The organism is Phenylobacterium sp., assembly GCF_036402295.1.
Classification (GTDB): domain Bacteria; phylum Pseudomonadota; class Alphaproteobacteria; order Caulobacterales; family Caulobacteraceae; genus Phenylobacterium.
This window is the reverse complement of the sequence record NZ_DASWTE010000140.1, coordinates 25,573-44,528: the sequence shown is the minus strand read 5'-3', so window position 1 is coordinate 44,528 and position 18,956 is coordinate 25,573. Positions and strand designations below refer to the sequence as shown.

Here is an 18,956-nt window from a genome sequence, read left to right as displayed (position 1 = left end):
CCTTCGAACAGGTTGTTCTCGCGGTCGGCGTCGGCGGTCTCCCACAGAGGGTCGATCTCGGCGCGGCGAAGGGTCTTGGGCGTGACGTACTGCCAGTTCACCTCGCGGCTGTTCCGCCGCCAGATCTCGGCCGGGATGCGGACCGTCTCGGTCGTGCCGTCGGTGAAGTCGAGCTTCAGGATCACCGGCATCACCACGCCGCCGACATTCTTGAACCGGAACCGGTAGAAGGTGTCGGTCTGGTTGCGGGCTCTGCGCTCCTCGGGCGTCAGCTCCTCGTCGGCGGTCTTGGCCTTCTTGCGCTGCGCCTTGGTGGCGTCGTCGCGGTCGATGCTGTCGTAGTAGTCGCGCACCTTCGGGTCGCGCTCGGCCACGGTGGGCGCGGTGTTGCGGCTCTCGGTCAGGCTGGGCGGCTCGCCGGCCTTGCGCTCCTTGCGCAGCGTCGCCGCGGCATCCGGATCGGCCGGCTCGAGCCTGCCGGCGATCACCCGGTCCAGGGCGATGTCCACGTGGTCGGTCGAGTAGAACCAGCCGCGCCAGAACCAGTCGAGGTCCACGCCGCTCGACTCTTCCATCGTCCGGAAGAAGTCGTAGGGCGTCGGGCCCTTGAAGCGCCAGCGCGTGGCGTAGTCGCGGAACGCCTTGTCGAACAGCTCGCGGCCCAGGACCGTCTCGCGCAGGATCACCAGCGCCGTCGCCGGCTTGTGGTAGCTGTTCGAGCCGAACTGCAGCAGCGAATCCGACTGGGTCATGATCGGTACCTGGTTCTGGCTGACCATGTACTCGACGATGTCCTTGGGCTCGCCGCGGCGGCTCGGGAAGTCCTTCGACCAGCGCTTCTCGGCCTGAAACTGCAGGAACGAGTTCAGGCCTTCGTCCATCCAGGTCCACTGCCGCTCGTCGGAATTGACGATCATCGGGAAGTAGGTGTGGCCGATCTCGTGGATGATCACGCCGATCAGCCCGGCCTTGGTGCGTTCGGTGTAGGTGAGGTCGCCGGTCTTGCGGTCCTTCACCGGGCGCGGCCCGTTGAAGGTCATCATCGGGTACTCCATCCCCCCGTTGATCCCGTTGATCGACTGGGCCTTGGAGTACGGATAGGGGAACGCGAACTCGTTGTAGGTGTGCAGGGTGTGGGCGATCGCCTTGGTCGACCAGGCGTCCCACAGCGGCCGCGCCTCCTTCGGATAGAAGCTCATCGCCATGACCAGCGGCCGCTCGGCGCTGTCCTGGCGCACGCCCATGGCGTCCCAGACGAACTTGCGGCTCGAGGCCCAGGCGAAGTCGCGCACTTTCTCGGCGCGGAACACCCAGGTCTTCACACCCGTCGGCTTGCCCTTCTCGGCCGCCAGCGCCTCGGTCGGCGTGACGACGTAGACCGGGTCCTTGGCGCTGCGCGCCTGCTCCAGCCGGGCGCGCTGGGCCGCTGTCAGCACCGCGCCGGGGTTGGTGAGGTCGCCGGTCGCGGCCACCACGTGGTCGTTCGGCACGGTCAGCGCCACCTCGTAGTCGCCGAACTCCAGGGTGAACTCGCCGGCCCCCAGGAAGGCCTTGTTGTGCCATCCTTCGTAGTCGGTGTAGCGCGCGAGCCTGGGAAACCACTGGGCGCCCAGGAACAGGCAGTTGCCGTCCTCGTCAGGCTTGGTGAAGCACTCATAGCCGTCGCGGGCGCCGACCACCTTGGTCTCGTTCAGCGCGTACGACCACTCGATGGTGAAGGTCGTGGACGCGCCCGACGCCAGGCTCTGCGGCAGGTCCAGGCGCATCAGGCTGTCGACCACTTTGTGCGGGATCGTGCGGCCCGAGCCGTCGCGCACCGAGGTCAGCTTGAAGCCGCCCTCCCAGTCCTTGAACTTCTGGATTCGCCGCAGCGACGGCAGGCTGATCTCGTCGGCCGAGCCGACCGTCGCCGTCCGTTCGGCGATCGAGTCGCGGCGGAAGATGTTCTGGTCCAGCAGCAGCCAGAGGTAGCTCAGCCGTTCGGGCGAGTTGTTGCGGTAGGTGATCGTCGCCTTGCCGGTGACGGTTTTGGAGGGTTCGTCCAGGCGGGCCTGGATGCGGTAGTCGACCTTCTGCTGCCAGTAGCGATGGCCCGGCGCGCCGCTGGCGGTGCGGTAGTCGTTGGGCGTGGGCCACGCCTCGCCTTCCAGCTGCCGGAACACGTCCTCGAATGGCGCCTTGGTCTGCTCGATGGGATCCGCCGCGGCGGAGGACATGCAAAACACGCTGGCGAGACCCGCCAGCGCGACCACCAGAAACTTCTTCATAAACGCCCCGAACTGACCGTCCGCGTGCATCCCGTCTTTTCAGGCGGTTGGCAAGACAGACCCCGTTGCTCGGGGATACCCATTCGACGAACGGTCGGAGGCGCCTGACAGCCTTCTGCCTAAGCCCTCCTCCTCGATGGAGGAGGATTGGGTGGAGGTGTGGCCGCCGAGCTGACGCAAATGGCGCAAGTGGGCGCCGACGCCTGACGGCGTTCCAAACGTCCACCGCCCTGCGCGCACCTCCATCCCCGGCCCTTCCCCCATCGAGGAGGAAGGGAGGGAACCTACCCGAACCGCGGGGCGAAACGGATGTTGTCGCGCTCCAGGCCCTTCACCACCACGTCCAGGCCGCCGGACTTGATCATCCACTCCAGGCGGTGGTCGCGGTACTCGCGCTTGAAGAGCCCCTTCTCCACCAACTCGGCCACGTTGGGCATCGTCGCGCCCGAGTTCAGCGCCGCGATGTCGGCCACGCAGGCGGCGACCGAGGCGCGCGCGTTGGCCCGCTCCAGCCATGCGGCGAGCTTCGTGCCCCGCGCGGGCGGATTGCCCTGCCCCACCGAGCCGTTGACGTACGGAACCACCGACAGGTCGCCCCACCCGAACGCGTCGCCGTTGAACCACGGCCGGTCGCCGAGTTGCTTCTCCAGCCAGGCGAAGAAGCCCTCGGTCTGGGCCTTCGCCGCGGCGAACAGGGCCTCGGCCTGCTCGCCCTCGGCGCGGCGGAACCAGCGGATCTCCGAGATGCCCCAGTTGATGGCCTCGAAGTGGGTGTCCATCACCTCTTCCAGCATCCGCACCCGCGCCCGCTCGGCCGCCGACGTCGGGCGCATGGCGGGGTCCGGATAGGCGTCGTCGAGGTACTCCAGGATGATCGTGGAATCGAAGATGCGGACGTCGCCGTCCACCAGCGCCGGCACCTCGGCCCGAGGGCTCGCCTCGACGAACTCGCCCTGTGCGCCGCCGGCCCCGAGCCCGCCCGGCATCTGCGTCTCGAACGCCAGACCCTTCTCCCGGAGTGAGATCTTGACCTTCTGGGCGTAGGGCGACAGCGGGTGGTCGTAGAGCGTGATCATGACGACAGCGCCTCCGAGAGATCCATCTTCTGCGCCGCCTTCGCGGCCCTGAAAGCCGGGCGCGACGAGAGCCGCTCCCAATAGCCCAGGATCGCCGGCGAGAACTTCGCGTCCAGCTTCAACTGACGCGCGAGGAGCAGCGCATAACCGACTGATATATCGGCCGCTGTGAACCGACCGGCGCACAGCCAGTCGCCCTTCTGCAAGGCCCGGTCGACGTGCCGCAGCCGGCTCAGGAACCACTGCGCATAGTCATCCGCCACCACCTCGGCCTTCCCCGGCTCGAACTGCCGGTAGCGCAGCACCAGGGTCTGCGGAAACGTCAGCGTCGCCTCCCCGAAATGCAGCCAGTTGAGCCACGCCCCGTAAGCCGGATCGTCCACGCCGACGGCCAGCTCACTCGGCCCATACCGCGTCGCCAGGTACTGCACGATGGCCGCGCTCTCGGTCATGAAGGTGTCGCCATCCTTCATGGCCGGGATGGTGCCCAGCGGATTGACCTCCAGGTACCCCGGCTCCCGAACCCGCGGCGGGAATGGCAGCAGGTGCAGCTCGTATTCCAGCCCCAGTTCCTCCAGCGCCCAAAGCGGCCGGAACGAGCGCGCGTCCGGGCAGTGCCAAAGCTCGATCATCGGGCTCCCTTCAGGTAGGCGATCAGAGCGGCGCGGTCGGCGGGATCGCGCAGCGGCGGTGTGAACATGCTCGTCTGCGGCACGACGGCCTGGGCGTCTGTCAGGAACCGGTCCAGCTCAGCCTCGGTCCAGGCCAAGCCACGGTCGCCCGCCGCGCGCATCGCAGGAGAATAGTCGAAGCCCTTCACCGCCGCAGCGCGTCGGCCGACATCACCGGCCAGGTTCGGCCCCTGCAGTCCCTGTTCGGCTGGATTCAACGAATGGCAGGCATAGCAGCGCTGGAAGAGCGCCTCGCCCGTCGCCGTGGCGGCGACCAGCGCCATGACCAGCGCCGTCCCCACCCTAGCCGCCGTACTTCACGACCACGAGGCGATCGAGCGCCGACTCCGCGCCCCAGGCCTCGCCCTTGCGGCCCAGCATCTGGCGCACCATCGCGCCCGGCCGGTCGCTCGGGTAGCTCTCGAATGTCTCGGTGGCGGGGTCGAAGCGCATGATCGCGTTCGAGCTCCACTGGGTGATCCAGACCTTGTCGGCCTCATCGACGTAGACCGAGTAGGTGCGCGGCTTGTCCCCCGGCGGCGTCCAGGCCTTCCAGCTCTGGTCCTTCGGATCGTACCGGCTGAGCTGGCCCGAGTTCCACTCGCTGATCCAGAGCCGGCCCTTGCTGTCGGACCAGACGCGGCGCGCGCCCTGCCCCGGCGTCGGCGGCTCGACGACGGTGGACTCGCCGGTGTCGAGGTTCACCTTCGCCAGATGGTTGCCGGCCAGCGAGACGTACCAGATGTCGCCCGCCGGCGTGGCGGTGATGCCGTAGGGCCCGCGGCCCCGCGACGACTTCCACACCTGCATGTCGCCCGTCTTGGGGTCGAGGCGCCCATAGAAGCCCGTCTGGCCCGTGAACCAGATGCGCCCGCGTTTGTCGAAGGCGGCGGTGTTGAGGTTGGCGTAGCCGGTGTCGGCCGGCAGCTTCCAGGCCTTGACGGCCTTGGTCTTGGGATCGACGCGGACGATGGCGTTGAGCCCGCTGTCAGTGATCCAGGCCGCCTTGTCAGGCCCCACGATCACGCCGTGCGGCGCCGAGCCCTCGCCCAGCGGCGTCTCTTCCACCTTTCCGGTTTTCGGGTCGAGGACGCCGAGCTTCCCGGTCCGCTGGGCGGTGTACCAGACCGAGCCATCCGGGGCGGCGGCCACGTCGTGGGGATGCGTCCCCTTGGGCACGTCGTAGTAGCGGACCTGCTGGGCCTGGGCCGGCGCGCAGGCGAGCAGACCGGCGGCGAGGGCCATCATCAGAAGCTTGCGCATCGGGCGTCTCCTTCCGCGGCCAGACTAGCTCACCCCTCCCGGGTCGCGTACTGCGGCCTGCGCTTCTCGAGGAACGCCTGGACGCCCTCCTGGAAGTCGCCGTCGGAACTGGCGAGGATCTGATTGCGGTCCTCCATGGCGATCGCCGCCTCCAGCCCCTGGGCGTCGATGGCGTGGTTCAGCGCCTCCTTGGTCAGGCGCAGGCCCAGCGGGGTGGCGTGCAGCATGTCCTCCACGAAGCCCGCGGCTTCGGCCTGCATCTGCTCCGGCTCCACCACCCGGCTCACCAGCCCCAACTGGTGGGCGCGCTGCGCGTCGATGAACCGCCCCGTCAGCATGTACTCGGCCGCCACGGACGAGCCGACCATGCGCGGCAGGAAGTAGCTCACCCCGATGTCGCAAGCCGACAGGCCGATGCGGATGAAGGCGGCGTTCATGCGCGTCTTGGGCGTCGCGATCCGCACGTCGGAAGCCAGCGCCAGCGCGAAGCCGCCGCCGGCCGCCGCCCCGTTGACGCAGGCGACGATTGGCTGCGGACAGCGGCGCATCGCGATGACGATCTCGCTGATCTCGCGCTGACGGGTGAGGCCCGCGCCGATCGAGCGGGACCCTTGCGGGTCGCTCCGCTCCTTCAGGTCCAGGCCGGCGCAGAAGGCGTTCCCCGCGCCGCTCAGCACCACCACGCGGACGTCGCGCCGCCAGTAGAGGCCCACGAAGAACTCGCGGAGCTCGGTCACCAGGTTGCGCGAGAGCGCGTTCAGCCGGTCGGGCCGGTTCATGGTCGCCCAGACCACCTCGCCCTCTTGCCGGAGTTCCAGGTCGGCCATGGTCAGATCCCTTTCAGCCAGTCGAGCAGAAGCCGGTTCACCTCTTGCGGCCGCTCCTGCTGGGTCCAGTGTCCGCAGCCCGGCAGCACGTGCACGCCGCGCAGGTCGGTGACCTGGGTCCGCATCAGGGCCCCGGGGTCGGGGATGCGGCCGAACCCGTTGAACGCCGGGTCGCGGTCGCCGCCGATCAGCAGCGTCGGCATCTCGAGCTTGCGGTCCCTGAACTGCTGCAGCCAGGCGAAGTCGCGCTCGTGATTGCGGTAGCGGCTGATCGGTCCGCGGAACCCCGAGCGCTCGAACTCGGCCACGTAGTAATCGAGGTCCTCCGCCGTCAGCCACGCTGGAAAGACGCCGGGGTCCATCATCCCTTCCAGCAGGCTCGCGCCGTGCTTCTTCACCGGCCAGCTGCCGTCCGGCGCCTCGCCGGCGATGCCGAAGTAGAACTTGCGCAGGAAGTCGCGGACGTCCTTCTCGGCCTCGGCCTCGGGCGGACCGACCTCCTGGAACCAGGCCTGGTAGAAGAAGTGGCCCTTGTCGGTGAAGAGCTCCTTGAAGATCTCCGTGAAGGGCCGCTGCGGCACGCCGGTGAACGGCACCGACAACCCCGCCACCGCCCGGATCTTTTCGGGCCGCGACAGCGCCGTATTCCAGACGATGGGGGCGCCCCAGTCGTGGCCGATCAGGATGGCCTTGCCGTCGGGCGACAGCGCATCGATGGCGCCGGCCACGTCGCCGGTCAGGGCCTGCATGTCGTAGGCCTCGATCGGGTGCGGCTTGTCGGAGCCGCCGTAGCCCCGGACATCGAGGGCGGCCACCTGGAAGCCCGCCTCGGCCACCGGCCCGATCTGGTGTCGCCACGAGTACCAGCTCTCGGGGAAGCCGTGGACCATCACCACCAGCGGCCCCTCGCCCTCGACGGCGGCGCGCAGCTTCGCCTGGCCCGTATCCAGGGTGCGGAATTCCGGCATGCGCGCGCCTCCCGAACGCTTGTTCGGCGCCATGCTTCGTCCTGCCGCGGAAGACTGGCAAGACTGACCGTGCGGCAGGGTCTACGTCCTCGCGCCAGGATTGAACACTGCTACCCGGACCCCCTTTTGGTGGTACCATGCCGCGACAGTCACTGACGGGGGCAAGGCATTGGCCGAGGAAGCACCGGGTGGGCATCTGTCGGCCGCATCGGCCGTCGTCCGCAATCCGCTCAGCGTGATCGCCATGTTCGTGCTGCTGGTCGAGGCGATCGCCACCGTCACGCTGGTCAACGTGGCCAACGTGGCCCACATCGCGATCCCGCTGGTGTGGTTCGTCGTCGGCTTCCCGACGCTGATCGCCATCCTGTTCTTCGCCACCCTGTGGTGGCGGCACCAGTTCCTGTACTCGCCGATGGAGTACCGCTCGGACGAGTCGTTCCTCAGCGCGATGCAGCGGTTGCAGCGCGTCGAAGCCCGACAGGAGGCGGCTGACCTCAATCCGAAAACCGCGGGCGAGGAGCAGAGCATCTCCGTCGTCGACCGGCTGCTTGCACTAGGCGACGTCCGCGCGGCCGTGAAGGTGGGACGGACCTTCCTCGAGGCTGGGCAGTTCGAGCCGGCCAAGCGCATCTTCGAGCACATCCTCGGCAAGACACCGCGGACGCACGAGGACCGATACAACGCGCTCTCCAATCTTGGTTACGCGGAGATCGGGCTGGGTCGCTATGCCGAGGCGATCAAGCAGCTGGACGAGGCGGTCTCGATCCTGGGCGAAGCCCGCGCGGGCCCCTGGCACCGCCTCGCGCTGGCGTACGCCCACTTCCGGCTCTCGGCGAACCCGAAGGATGCCCATCACAAGGCGTTCGAAAAGCAGCTGGCCGCCGCCAAGGCACACCGCTGGTTCAACTACAACAGGGATTTCTTCAGCACCCTCTATCCCGAGATCGCCGACAAGCTCTGAGCGCGTCGTCGGTGACGGGGCGTCACCGTTGACCCCTCCGCGGCCTGAGCGAACAGTCGCCGGCCAGGGAGACGCGCATGGGCACGGTGCTGGTGGCGGGCGCCACGGGGCTGGTGGGCGAGGCCGCGGTGACGGCGTTCGCAGCGGCCGGGTGGCCGGTGGTGGCCGTGTCCCGCCGCCCGCTCGATCCCGTTCCGCCGGGCGACGTACGCCATCTCCCGGTCGACCTCACGGACGCTGAGGCCTGCCACGCGGCCTTCTCGAATCTCGAGGACGTCACCCACGTCGTCTATGCGGCGCTGTACGAGAAGCCGGGCCTGATCGCGGGTTGGCGCGAGGCCGACCAGATGGAGACCAATCTCTCCATGCTGCGGAACCTGATGCAGCCCCTGACCGCCGCAGCGCGGCTGCAGCACGTCACCCTGCTGCAGGGCACCAAGGCCTACGGCGCGCACCTGAAGCAGCCGCCCATCCCCGCCCGCGAACGGGCCCCGCGCGACGACCACGCCAACTTCTACTGGCTGCAGGAGGACCATCTGAAGGGCCACGCCCAGGCGCGCGGGTTCGCCTGGACCATCTTCCGCCCGCAGATCATCGTCGGCGCGGCCTGGGGCGCCGCCATGAACCCGCTCCTGGCCATCGGCGTCTGGGCCGCGCTACGGCGCCAGCAGGGCCTGGCCAACCTGCCCTACCCCGGCGGCGCGCCGCACGTGATGGAGCTTGTCGATCCACGCCTGCTGGGCGAGGCCTTCGTGTGGGCGGCCGAGGCGCCGGCCGCAGCCAACGAGACCTTCAACATCACCAATGGCGACGTCTATGCCTGGCCCGAAGTCTGGCCGGCGATCGCCGATGCGCTGGGGATGCAGGCCGGCCCAGACGAGCCGACGCGGCTCGCACCGTTGCTGGCCGAGAGCGCCGGGGCCTGGGCCGACGTCGTTGGGAAACACGGCCTGCGCCACATTCCGCTCCCGGCGCTCCTGGGCGAGAGCCACCACTACGCCGACGCCCTGCTGCGGCCCGGCGTGGACGCCATAGCGCTTCCGATCCTGGTCAGCACGGTGAAGCTGCGCCAGGCGGGCTTCGCGCCCTGCTACGACAGCGAGGACACGCTGCGCCACTGGCTCAGGGTCATGGTCGAGCGCCGGCTGCTGCCGGCCTGACCCTCATGCCTTGGCCGGAATGACCACCATCATCTTGCGGTAGGCCCGCAGGAAGCACGACTTCAGGCGCTCGGGCTTCTCGACGATCTCGATGGTCGGGAACCGCTTCAGGATCTCCTCCCAGACGATCTTGAGCTGCATCTCGGCCAGCCGCATGCCCACGCAGCGGTGGATGCCGAACCCGAACGAGACGTGGTGGCGCGGGCGCTCGCGGTCGATGATGAAGGCCTCGGGGTTCGCGATCGCCGTCTCGTCGCGGTTGCCCGAGACGTACCACATGACCACCTTGTCGCCGGCTTTGATGGTCTTGCCGCCGAGCTGGAAGTCGGCCCTGGCGGTGCGGCGCATGTGCGCCACCGGGGTCTGCCAGCGGATGATCTCGGGGATCGTGGAGTCCAGCAGCGCGGGGTTGGCCCGCAGCTTGGCGAGCTGATCCGGGTTCTCGGTGAAGGCGATGAGGCCGCCGGTGATCGAGTTGCGGGTCGTGTCGTTGCCGCCGACGATCAGCAGGATGATGTTCCCGATGAACTCGAAGAACGGCATGTCCCGCGTGGATTGGCCATGCGCCAGCATCGAGATCAGGTCGTTGGCCGGCGGGGCGTCGGCGCGCTGGTCCCAGAGGTTCTTGAAGTAGGCGCCGCAGGCCAGGAACTCGGCTTGGACCTGTTCCTTGGTCATCACGTCGCTCATGTCGGTGACGGCGAGGTCCGACCAGTAGCGGAGCTTCTGCCGCTCCTCGAACGGGAAGTCGAAGAGGGTGGCGAGCATCTGGACGGTCAGCTCGACCGAAACCCGCTCCACCCAGTCGAAGGGCTCGCCGATCGGAAGGTCATCCAGGATCCTGGCGGCACGCTCCCGGATCAGCGGCGCGAAGTGGACGAGATTCTCCGACGAGACGATCGGCTGGATGGTCTTGCGCTGGGCGTCGTGCTTCGGCGGGTCCATGGCGATGAAGTTGGGCAGCTCCATATCGCCGTCCTGCGGGTCGTAGATCGAGATCGCCCGCTCCGACGAGAACACATCGTGGTGTGTCTCGACCTCGACGATGTCGTCGAAGCGGGTGACCGACCAATACGGGCCGAACTCGCTGTCGGCGCAGTAGTGGACCGGATCCTCCCGGCGCAGGCGCTCGAAGAAGGGCCAGAACGTGTCGGTGACGAACCGGTCCTGCAGGCTGACGTCGATCTTCTCGAGCGGGGTGGCGTAGGCTTCGGCGCGGGCGGCGTCGAAGGCGGCGGCGTCGTCGGCCATGACCGGAGCCTTCCATGTTCAGCGCGTTTCACGAAGGTGAGACCCGCGTCACCATTCTGGCAAGCCCCTGTGGCCTGATGCGCACAGTCCCCGGCGTGGGTAGTCGAATGCGTCGCGTAACGCGTTTTGCCCTCGACACGGGACGATTGCGGCGAGATGGTGACTCCCTAGTCGGAGTTGTTGATGCCACCCCAAACTGGGATGTTGCCCGCCGCGGCGGTCGAGCATATGTCGGCCATCGCACGCATTCACCTGCCCCAGCACTTACGTGATCAGGTGGCCGATGAGGGTATTTACTCGGACACAGGACTATATGGCGCCGGTCCGGGTTGGTATCACATTGGCACCTCCGCCGATCAACTCTTCCTGGGACATGAGGGAGAGGCCGATTACTTCGTTTTCGATTTCGACGTGCTGGCGAACGGAACCGGGCGGCCTCAAGGGTTCGACGTAGCCACGCAGTTCGAGCGCGCGTTGGACGGCATCATCGTCCTCAACACCTTCGCCGAGACCGGCCCCGGCGAGTCCTACGGCGTCGTGGCCGAAGGCGTCGGCCCGAAGTCAGGGCTCGAGGATCGGGTGCACTACACCCTGGTGCAGCTGCGGTTCGAGGGGCCGGTGGCGGTGGAGACCGAGATCGCCAGGCTCGGGACCTTCGGGTTCGGAGAGCTGGTCTAGCCGTCCCGCCCCGCCTGTTGTTTCGACGACTTACGCCGCGCCCCGAGCACGGTGAGCACCGCGAGACCCGCCACGGCCGAGACCACGGCGATCGCCAGCGCCGGCCGAGGCTTCGGACCTTCGACACGGAAGCGATGGAAGGATGTCCTGTCGGCTCCCCACCAGGCGCGGGTGGCCTTGTCGAAACCGTGGCGGCGGAAGGCCAGGGCGGCGTCGCGGGCGATGTCGGCGGCGTCGGACGCGGTCCGCCGGCTGGCCAGGACCTCCACCTGTGGACTCACGGCCTGAGGGTCGTCCTTGAGCCGCCAGCTTTCGCGCCTGACGCTGAAGACGCGGCCCAGCGCCGGGCGCTTGGAGCCGTCGGCTCTGTGGGATCGAGCGGGCTTCGAGTGTCGCATGCGAAGACAGAGCTCTTGGACGGTCGACAAACGCGCGGCCGGTACCTACAGCACAGCCGCGCCGCGATTTTGCCAGTGTCCGGATATTGTGTGGACCGACCATGAAGGATTTCGTCGATCTCTCGGGCGCATCAGGCGCGTCCTACCGGTTCCGGCACGCGCGAACCGTCGAGCCGCAACGCATCGCGGGCAACTATGCCGTGCTGCGACCACGCGCGAAGGGCTTTGCGGTCCTCCATGTGGGCGCCACCGACGATTTGTCCGCGGCGCATAGGGAATGTCCGCCGGAACTCATGAAGCGCGGCTCGCAGCTCTACGTGCGCCTCAACGTCTCGCGCGCGCCTCGTGAGGCTGAGCACGCCGACCTGCAGGCGAAGTACGGCGCCCCGAGCCGCGCGTCCGAATAGCCGCCCCCCGGCGCGGCGCTATCGCGAGAAGCCGAACTTCTTCTCGAGCTGCTCGCGGGTGAAGGTCCGCTTGCGGTCGCCGCCGTCCGGCAGGCGCAGGTTGCCCGTCTGCAGCTCGTACAACCCCGGCCGGACCTCCCGGTACCACGGGCCGTCCATGTGCGACCGCTTCTCGAGGTAGGCGAGGTAGGCGTCGAGACTCGGGAACCGCTCGTTGATCGGCACAGGCCTGGCTTTCTCTTCGGGCGCATTGACTCCCGGCGGCGCCATTGCCGGCCCTGCGTCCTTGAGCGGTGCGGCGACTGCGGCCGCGGGCAGGAGAAAAGCAGCGAGGCTCGAGGCAAGCTTCACCGTAAAAACCACCATCGCGCGCAATTTGATGCCTCTCAGGTGAATCCTGCCAAAGTCATTGCAGGGGTCTGTAAACCATGATGCTTTCGCTGTCCTGAGGCCTCAGGGGGCCTGGAATATTTGTTTATATTAGGGAGCCGTTCTACATGTTGCCAACCACCTTGGACGACTTTGCGCCCGTCTCGCACGGCGGCGGCAAGCCCTGGTCTGGGACAACGTTCGTGGGCCCGACGCCCACTTCGGCGCCGCCGCTGACGATCGCGGACGGCGATACGCCCACCACCTCGACGGGCACGATCTCGGTCGATCCCCGCAATGCCACGGCCGTCGTGCTGACGGCGGGCACGACCTATTCCTTCGCCTATCGCGCGGCTGCCGTCGGCGGCATCGAGGACCCCTACCTCCTGCTGGCGGACTCGGAAGGCAACGTCATCAGGGAGGACGACGACGGCGGGCTCGGCCGCTCGTCGATGATCACGTTCACCCCGACCGTGACCGGAGAGTACTTCATCTACGCCAGCTCCTGGTACCATGAGGATCCCTCGGCGCCCGGCTATCCGGACTACCGTGACGTCGGCGACTACACGATCGACATGTGGACGGCGGACGCCGCCACCGACGCCCCGGCCGGGATCGCCGGCGCCTTCGATCTCGCCCTTGGCACGACCTACGGCCACCTGAACGTCCCCGGTGACAAGGACATGTACAAGGTCGAGCTGACCGCGGGCACGTTCTACAACTTCACCTATGCGGGCGGCATCTACGGCCCCGACTGGCCGAACGAGGTGGCCGGCGACAACATCGGCATCCTGCGCCTGTTCGACGCCAACGGCGTGCAGATCGCCGCGGCCGTGAACTTCGAAACCGGAATTGGCCTGATCGCGCCCGAGAGCGGGACCTACTACCTCCGCATCGAGGGCTACGAGGCCGACATGACGGGCGGCTATACGCTCGACTTCACCGGCGTGAACCCCGCCGACTACGATCCGCTGGACTCGGTCAACTGGTTCAGCGCCAACAACGTCCCGACGACGGACGTGGGTGGCCAGGCCACGGCCTACGTCTACTTCGCGCCGGCCAGCGACGGCGGATTCGGGGAGCTCGACTCCGAAGGCCAGCCCGTCGAGACCTACGGCTGGCAGCAGTTCCAGATCGACGGCGTCATGAGCGCCCTGCAGCAATACACGCCGATCACCGGCATCAACTACGTGATCACCAACGACGTGAACCAGGCCACCTTCCGGCTCATCACGGTGATCAGCCAGGACTTCGGGGCCTACTTCTATCCGCAGGACCCCGCCTACGGCACGCAGCAGGGCATCGGGGCCTTCAACCTGATCAGCGGCGGCTTCACGCTCCCCGAGAGCCTGCAGCCTGGCGGCTTCTCGTACGCGGTGATCCTCCACGAGTTCGGCCACGCCCATGGTCTCGCCCACCCGCACGACGACGGCGGCGGCTCGGACCTCCTGCTGGGCGTGACCGACTCCAGCTCGCTCGGCCTCTTCGACCTGAACCAGGGCGTCTACACCGTCATGTCCTACAACGACGGCTGGCAGACGCACCCGGACGGGACGCTGGAGTTCTCGCGGCAGACCCTGGACTCCGGCTGGTCGGGGACCCTGAGCGCGTTCGACATCGCCGCGCTGCAGCAGCGCTACGGCGTACACGCCCACAACGACGGGGACACCGTCTACGACATCGCCGCCCAGCAGAAGGGCGCCTTCTACTCGACGATCTGGGACAGCGGCGGCACGGACACCATCGCCTACAGCGGTGGCCGCGACGTGCACATCGACCTGCTGGCCGCGACCCTGGACTACACGCCCACGGGCGGCGGGGTCGTCTCGTTCGTCGAGGGCACCTTCGGCGGCTACACCATCGCCAATGGTGTGGTGATCGAGAACGCGACCGGCGGCGCCGGCCACGACGCGCTGGTCGGCAACAGCGCCGCCAACACCCTGACCGGCAACAACGGCAACGACACGCTGGTTGGCCGCGAGGGCGATGACGTGCTCGCAGGCGGCAACGGCAAGGACGACCTGCGCGGCGGCGAGGGCAGCGACAGCCTGAGCGGCGGCGGCGGCAAGGACGTGCTCAACGGCGGGGCCGGCGACGACCAACTGACCGGCGGCGCCGACGTCGACGTGTTCGTGTTCACCGACGCGGGCACCGACACGATCGTCGGCTACGAGAAGGGCGAGAAGTTCGACCTGTCGGCGTTCGACGTCAGCTGGTCCGACGTCACGATCAGCGCCAGCCAGATCCTGGTCGAACTTGGCGCCGAAGACCTCGTGATCGTGCTGGACACGGCCGGCGTGAAGCAGAGCGACTTCATCTTCGGCTGACGATCGATCGCGACCGGTGGAGGGGCGCGCCGGGCGACCGGCGCGCCCCTTCTGCATGACGGCCCCTCTATGACGGGACGTCACCGTTGACCTCCCCCGCCGGCAGTCGAACAGTTGCCCGAAAGGGAGGAGCGCCCATGGTCTCGCTGGCCGAGAAGAGCGCCGCGTTCGAACACACGCGGGTGACGCTGGAAGACCACGTCGCCACGATCACCCTCAACCGGCCGCACCGGCGCAACGCGCTGAACTATCCGGCCTACGACGAGCTGGAGCAGAGCCTGCGGGCGGCCGCGGCCGACCCCGATGTGCGCTGCGTGATCATCACCGGCGCCGACCCGGCCTTCTGCTCGGGCGACGACGTGGGCGAGATCATGGCTGGGCCCAAACCGGTGTCGCGTGCGCCGATGCCGGTCACCTTCCAGCCGACGCCGGCGGCCATGGCGGCGCTCGAGTGCGACAAGCCGCTGATCGCCGCCGTCAACGGCGCGGCCGTCGGCTGGGGCATGGAGCTGGCCCTGTTCGCAGATATCCGCATCGCCTCGGAGAAGGCGAAGTTCGGCGAGCTGTTCGTCAAGCGCGGCCTAGTCTGCGACGTCGGCGGCTTCTACCGCCTGCCCGCCATAGTCGGCCCCGCCAAGGCTGCCGAGCTGCTCTACACCGGCGACGTGATCGACGCCGCCGAGGCCCTGCGCATCGGCCTGGTCACCCAGGTGACCGCCCACGACGACCTCCTGCCCCAGGCCCGCGCGCTCGCCGGCCGCATCGCCGCCAACCCGCCGCTGGCCGTGCGCCACCTGAAGGCCGGCCTGTCGCGCTACGCCTACGGCGACCCGCGTGAGATCGGCGCGTGGGCCATCGAGAAGATCCGCCTCCTGATGCAGACCGAAGACCACAAGGAAGGCGTCGCCAGCTTCCTCGAGAAGCGCCCACCGGTCTTCCAGGGACGCTAGGCCATGACCACCCGCTCCGTCGAAGGCTCCGTCGTGCTCGTGACGGGCGCCGCGTCCGGCATGGGCCGCGCCACTGCCGAGGTGTTCGCGGCCGAGGGCGCGCACGTCGCCGTCACCGACCTCAAGCTCGAAACCGCCCAGCCCGTCGCCGACGCCATCCGCGAAGCCGGCGGCAGCGCCGAGGCGTGGGCGCTGGACGTGGCCGACCCGCAGGCGATCCAGGACGTCGTCGACTCCATCGCGCTGAAGTTCGGCCGCCTGGACGCCATCGTGAACAACGCCGGGATTTCGGCCTTTTCACCCATCGATTCAGAGGACTACGACCGAATCTGGGGCCGGGCGATGGAAGTGCTGGTCACCTCGCACCAGCGGATCATCCGCGCCGCCCTGCCCTACCTGCGCCAGTCGCCGGCCGCCCGCATCGTCAACATCGCCTCGACCGAGGCCCTCGGCGCCACCAGCCGCGACAGCCCCTATTCCGCCGCGAAGGCCGCCGTCACCGGCCTCACCCGCGCGCTCGCCGTCGAGCTGGGTCCCGAGGGAATCACCGTCAACTGCATCTGTCCCGGACCGATCCTCACCGGCATGACCGAAGCGATCCCCGACGCCGACAAGCAGACTTTCGCCCGGCGCCGCACGGCGCTGCGTCGCTACGGCCGGCCCGAGGAGGTGGCGCACATGACGCTCAGCCTCTGCCTGCCGGCCGCCTCGTACATCACAGGCGTCACCATTCCGGTTGACGGAGGCCTGATGGCGCGCAACGCCTGAGCCTACGCGCCCGTGAACTTGCCCGGCCGCTTCTCGCGGAAGGCGGCGATGCCTTCGCGGAAGTCCTGGCTGGAGGTGGCGAGCAGGTACTGGTCGCGGTCCATGTAGATCGAGGCGTGGGCGGTGGCGTGGGCGACGGCGTTCACCGCCTCCTTGGTCATGCGGATCGGGAGCGGCGGCAGGGCGGCCACCTTGTCGGCCCAGCGGCGGGCGCAGGCCAGGGCCTCGCCCTTGGCCACGCCTTCGTCGGCGAAGCCCCAGTCGAGGCACGTCGCCGTGCCCACCGCCTCGCCGAACATCACGAACCGCTTCGCCCGCGAGGGGCCGACGAGCGCGGCGATCTTCGGGATCGAGCGCCAGCTCATGTTCATGCCCAGCGGAACCTCCGGCAGACGCAGGTAGGCCCCCTCGCCCATCACCCGGAAGTCGCAGCTGATCACCAGCGCTGCGCCACCGCCGATGCAGTAGCCCTCGATGGCGGCAATCGTGACGGCCTCGATCTCGTTCCAGGCGCGGCACATGTCGGGGCCCGCCATCACGGCCCGGCGGCTCTCGATAAGGGTGGGCTGGGCCAGGCGCTGCTGGCTGGCCGAGAGGTCCGCACCGGCCGAGAAGTAGCTGTCGTTGCCGGTCAGGATCACCGCGCGGACGTCGGTGCGCAGGCGCAGCAGCCCCGCCGCCTCGGTCAGCTCCTCCATCAGCTCGCCGTTCAACGCGTTGCGCGCGTCCGGCCGCGCCAGCGCCACCTCGACGATGTGCTCCCGCCGCTCGACGCGGATCGTCCGCCATTGATGGTCGAAGAGCTTGTCGGCCACGGTCGCCTCCCCCAGGTTTCGTCCATCTTGGAACGGAGCCGCGCCTGCGCGGTAGTCCCCATGACCTGGAACCGACGGGAATTGGCCGCCGCGGCCCTGGCGCTCGCGGGCTGCGCCCGGGCGCCGGCCGAGGCGCAGGAGCCTGCGAAGATGGACACCACGCCGCTGATCACCCGCAAGATCCCGTCGTCCGGCGAGGCGCTGCCGATCGTGGGTCTTGGCACGTGGCAGGCGTTCGACATCGCGCCCGGCGGCGAGGACTGGGCCCAGGCCCGCGAGGCGCTGAACGCCTTCGCCGAGCGTGGCGGCAAGGTGGTGGATTCCTCGCCCATGTACGGCCGCGCCGAGGCCGCCATCGGCGCGCTCTCGGCCGAGCTCAACGTCCGGCCGAATCTGTTCCTGGCCAGCAAGGTGTGGACGCAAGGCCGCGCCGCCGGCGAACGGCAGCTCGCCGACTCCCATCGCCTGATGCAGGCTCCCGTGCTGGACCTGATGCAGGTGCACAACCTGCTCGACCTTTCGACCCAGCTCGCCACCCTGCGCGCCGCCAAGGACGCGGGGCGGGTCCGCTACGTCGGCGTCACCCACTACACGGAAGGCGCCTACGACGACCTGGAGGCGGTGATGCGCCGCGAGCGGCTCGACTTCATCCAGATCAACGCCTCGGTGGCCGAGCGCGAGTCCGAGGCGCGCATCCTGCCGCTCGCCGCCGAGCGCGGCATGGCGGTGCTGATCAACCGCCCCTTCGCCGGCGGCGACCTGTTCGGCCGCGTCCGCCGCCTGCCGCTGCCAGGCTGGGCCGCAGAGATCGGCGCGCAGAGCTGGGCGCAGGTCCTGCTGAAGTATGTCCTGTCGAACCCCGCCGTGACCTGCGCCATCCCCGGCACCCGCAACCCGCGCTACGTGCTCGACAACCTGGGCGCCGCGACGGGCGTCCTCCCCGACGCGACCCAGCGACGGCGGATCGTGGCGGCGGTGGCGGGGGCCTGAACCCACCACCGCTCCCCAAAGGATCGTCATCCCGCGGCTTGTCCGCGGAATCCATCCACCGGCGGCGATGCCGCAGAGTCTCGTGGTGCCGGAACCATGGGCCCCGCGGACAAGCCGCCGGGCGACGAACAGAAAGGAGGCTAGTCCTTCCCCAGGCCCAGCCTGCGCCGCAGCCAGCCGTCCTTCTTCGCGGGCTTGGCGGCGGCTTCGACCGTCGCGGGCTCGGGCGCCTTGGCCTCCTCCACCTTCGCGGGCTCGGCCGGTGCAGGTTTCGCCACCGCGACCGGCGGCGGCGTCACGTCGTTGGCCGCCACCTGCTGGACGCCCAGGTCGCGGTCGCAGCGCTGGTCGCGGGCCTTGGCCTCGAACACCGTGGCGGTGAGCACGGGCTGACGGCCGGGCTTCGAGGTGCTCACGAACACCGCGAGGGCCCGGCGGCCGGGGATGTTGCACCAGGTTTCGCGGCTGGCCCATTCGCCGGGCTCCCAGGCGGTCCTCGCCGGCGCGAAGATCTCGGCGCGCCGCTTCATCGCCACCTGGATGGCGTCCTTGATCAGCACCGGCTCGCCGGCCGTGACCCTCACCGTGCAGCTCACCGGCTCCTGGCCGCGCCGGATGGTGACGTCGTCGCCGTCGATATCCTCGACCGGCGCATTGTCGATGATCGCCGCCAGGCACGCCGCCGTCGCCGAGCGGGCCTCCTGTACGGGGTCGGCGTGCGCCGCGGCGGCGGGAATGGTGAAGAGAAGAGCCAGGGCGAACGTACGCATGGCGCCCCGTTCGCCCAGCATCGCGGCGGTCATGTGGCCG

General features: G+C 68.8%; 20 protein-coding genes. 8 read left to right on the top strand and 12 right to left on the bottom strand.

Annotated elements, in window-relative coordinates; translation table 11 throughout:
- From VGD44_RS08775 to VGD44_RS08745, 7 genes are all read right to left on the bottom strand, one after another.
- The coding region (locus tag VGD44_RS08775) for a M1 family metallopeptidase (protein WP_331085977.1) at positions 1-2,267 on the bottom strand (2,267 nt) is incomplete at its 3' end.
- A 284-nt stretch (positions 2,268-2,551) separates the two neighbouring features.
- Complete coding sequence (locus VGD44_RS08770; RefSeq protein ID WP_331085975.1) at positions 2,552-3,343, bottom strand: glutathione S-transferase family protein; 792 nt, start codon at positions 3,341-3,343, stop codon at positions 2,552-2,554.
- On the bottom strand, positions 3,340-3,975 hold the full coding sequence (locus VGD44_RS08765) for a glutathione S-transferase family protein (protein WP_331085973.1): 636 nt from the start codon (positions 3,973-3,975) through the stop codon (positions 3,340-3,342). The genes VGD44_RS08770 and VGD44_RS08765 overlap by 4 nt, the downstream gene beginning before the upstream one ends.
- Complete coding sequence (locus VGD44_RS08760; protein WP_331085971.1) at positions 3,972-4,316, bottom strand: c-type cytochrome; 345 nt, start codon at positions 4,314-4,316, stop codon at positions 3,972-3,974. The genes VGD44_RS08765 and VGD44_RS08760 overlap by 4 nt, the downstream gene beginning before the upstream one ends.
- 1 nt (position 4,317) lies before the next feature.
- A complete protein-coding gene (locus VGD44_RS08755; RefSeq protein ID WP_331085969.1) occupies positions 4,318-5,277 on the bottom strand; it encodes a virginiamycin B lyase family protein in 960 nt (319 codons plus the stop codon).
- 29 nt (positions 5,278-5,306) lie between these two features.
- The gene (locus VGD44_RS08750; protein WP_331085967.1) at positions 5,307-6,104 is read right to left on the bottom strand and encodes an enoyl-CoA hydratase/isomerase family protein; all 798 of its coding nucleotides are present in this window, start codon (positions 6,102-6,104) and stop codon (positions 5,307-5,309) included.
- A 2-nt stretch (positions 6,105-6,106) separates the two neighbouring features.
- On the bottom strand, positions 6,107-7,072 hold the full coding sequence (locus tag VGD44_RS08745) for an alpha/beta hydrolase (RefSeq protein WP_331085965.1): 966 nt from the start codon (positions 7,070-7,072) through the stop codon (positions 6,107-6,109).
- A gap of 169 nt (positions 7,073-7,241) precedes the next feature.
- Between VGD44_RS08745 and VGD44_RS08740 the strand changes: the two genes are divergently transcribed.
- Together VGD44_RS08740 and VGD44_RS08735 are read left to right on the top strand one after the other, a co-directional pair.
- A complete protein-coding gene (locus tag VGD44_RS08740) occupies positions 7,242-8,033 on the top strand; it encodes a tetratricopeptide repeat protein (protein WP_331085963.1) in 792 nt (263 codons plus the stop codon).
- 77 nt (positions 8,034-8,110) lie between these two features.
- Positions 8,111-9,193 (top strand): NAD-dependent epimerase/dehydratase family protein, encoded by a 1,083-nt coding sequence (locus VGD44_RS08735; protein ID WP_331085961.1) that lies wholly within the window; start codon positions 8,111-8,113, stop codon positions 9,191-9,193.
- Between the two features lie 3 nt (positions 9,194-9,196).
- Here VGD44_RS08735 and VGD44_RS08730 read toward each other — a convergent pair whose 3' ends face one another.
- Positions 9,197-10,444 carry a cytochrome P450 gene (locus tag VGD44_RS08730; protein WP_331085959.1) on the bottom strand — a complete coding sequence of 416 codons (1,248 nt, stop codon included), beginning with the start codon at positions 10,442-10,444 and terminating at the stop codon, positions 9,197-9,199.
- A gap of 183 nt (positions 10,445-10,627) precedes the next feature.
- Here VGD44_RS08730 and VGD44_RS08725 point away from each other — a divergent pair, with 183 nt between their 5' ends.
- Positions 10,628-11,122 (top strand): hypothetical protein, encoded by a 495-nt coding sequence (locus VGD44_RS08725; protein ID WP_331085957.1) that lies wholly within the window; start codon positions 10,628-10,630, stop codon positions 11,120-11,122.
- On the opposite strand, the gene VGD44_RS08720 is transcribed toward VGD44_RS08725, so the two are convergent.
- The gene (locus tag VGD44_RS08720; protein ID WP_331085955.1) at positions 11,119-11,520 is read right to left on the bottom strand and encodes a hypothetical protein; all 402 of its coding nucleotides are present in this window, start codon (positions 11,518-11,520) and stop codon (positions 11,119-11,121) included. The two genes, VGD44_RS08725 and VGD44_RS08720, sit on opposite strands and share 4 nt — an antisense overlap.
- Positions 11,521-11,621: 101 nt before the next feature.
- Between VGD44_RS08720 and VGD44_RS08715 the strand changes: the two genes are divergently transcribed.
- Positions 11,622-11,927, top strand: coding sequence for a hypothetical protein (locus VGD44_RS08715; protein ID WP_331085953.1), 306 nt, complete (start codon positions 11,622-11,624; stop codon positions 11,925-11,927).
- A gap of 18 nt (positions 11,928-11,945) precedes the next feature.
- On the opposite strand, the gene VGD44_RS08710 is transcribed toward VGD44_RS08715, so the two are convergent.
- Positions 11,946-12,197 (bottom strand): hypothetical protein, encoded by a 252-nt coding sequence (locus tag VGD44_RS08710; RefSeq protein ID WP_331085950.1) that lies wholly within the window; start codon positions 12,195-12,197, stop codon positions 11,946-11,948.
- 227 nt (positions 12,198-12,424) lie between these two features.
- On the opposite strand from VGD44_RS08710, the gene VGD44_RS08705 reads away from it, so the two are divergent.
- The 3 genes from VGD44_RS08705 to VGD44_RS08695 all read left to right on the top strand — a co-directional run bounded on the left by VGD44_RS08705 (position 12,425) and on the right by VGD44_RS08695 (position 16,341).
- Entirely contained in the window at positions 12,425-14,623 is a 2,199-nt protein-coding gene (locus VGD44_RS08705; RefSeq protein ID WP_331085948.1) for a M10 family metallopeptidase C-terminal domain-containing protein, read from the top strand.
- Positions 14,624-14,760: 137 nt separating this feature from the next.
- On the top strand, positions 14,761-15,573 hold the full coding sequence (locus VGD44_RS08700; protein ID WP_331085946.1) for an enoyl-CoA hydratase/isomerase family protein: 813 nt from the start codon (positions 14,761-14,763) through the stop codon (positions 15,571-15,573).
- Between the two features lie 3 nt (positions 15,574-15,576).
- Positions 15,577-16,341: an SDR family oxidoreductase gene (locus VGD44_RS08695; RefSeq protein ID WP_331085944.1), complete on the top strand. Its 765-nt coding sequence runs from the start codon at positions 15,577-15,579 to the stop codon at positions 16,339-16,341.
- 2 nt (positions 16,342-16,343) lie between these two features.
- Here VGD44_RS08695 and VGD44_RS08690 read toward each other — a convergent pair whose 3' ends face one another.
- Positions 16,344-17,156: an enoyl-CoA hydratase/isomerase family protein gene (locus tag VGD44_RS08690; protein WP_331085942.1), complete on the bottom strand. Its 813-nt coding sequence runs from the start codon at positions 17,154-17,156 to the stop codon at positions 16,344-16,346.
- A 60-nt stretch (positions 17,157-17,216) separates the two neighbouring features.
- On the opposite strand from VGD44_RS08690, the gene VGD44_RS08685 reads away from it, so the two are divergent.
- Complete coding sequence (locus VGD44_RS08685; RefSeq protein ID WP_331085940.1) at positions 17,217-18,146, top strand: aldo/keto reductase; 930 nt, start codon at positions 17,217-17,219, stop codon at positions 18,144-18,146.
- Between the two features lie 140 nt (positions 18,147-18,286).
- On the opposite strand, the gene VGD44_RS08680 is transcribed toward VGD44_RS08685, so the two are convergent.
- Positions 18,287-18,949, bottom strand: a complete 663-nt coding sequence (locus tag VGD44_RS08680) for a hypothetical protein (protein ID WP_331085938.1) — start codon at positions 18,947-18,949, stop codon at positions 18,287-18,289.
- Between the last annotated feature and the right edge of the window lie 7 nt (positions 18,950-18,956).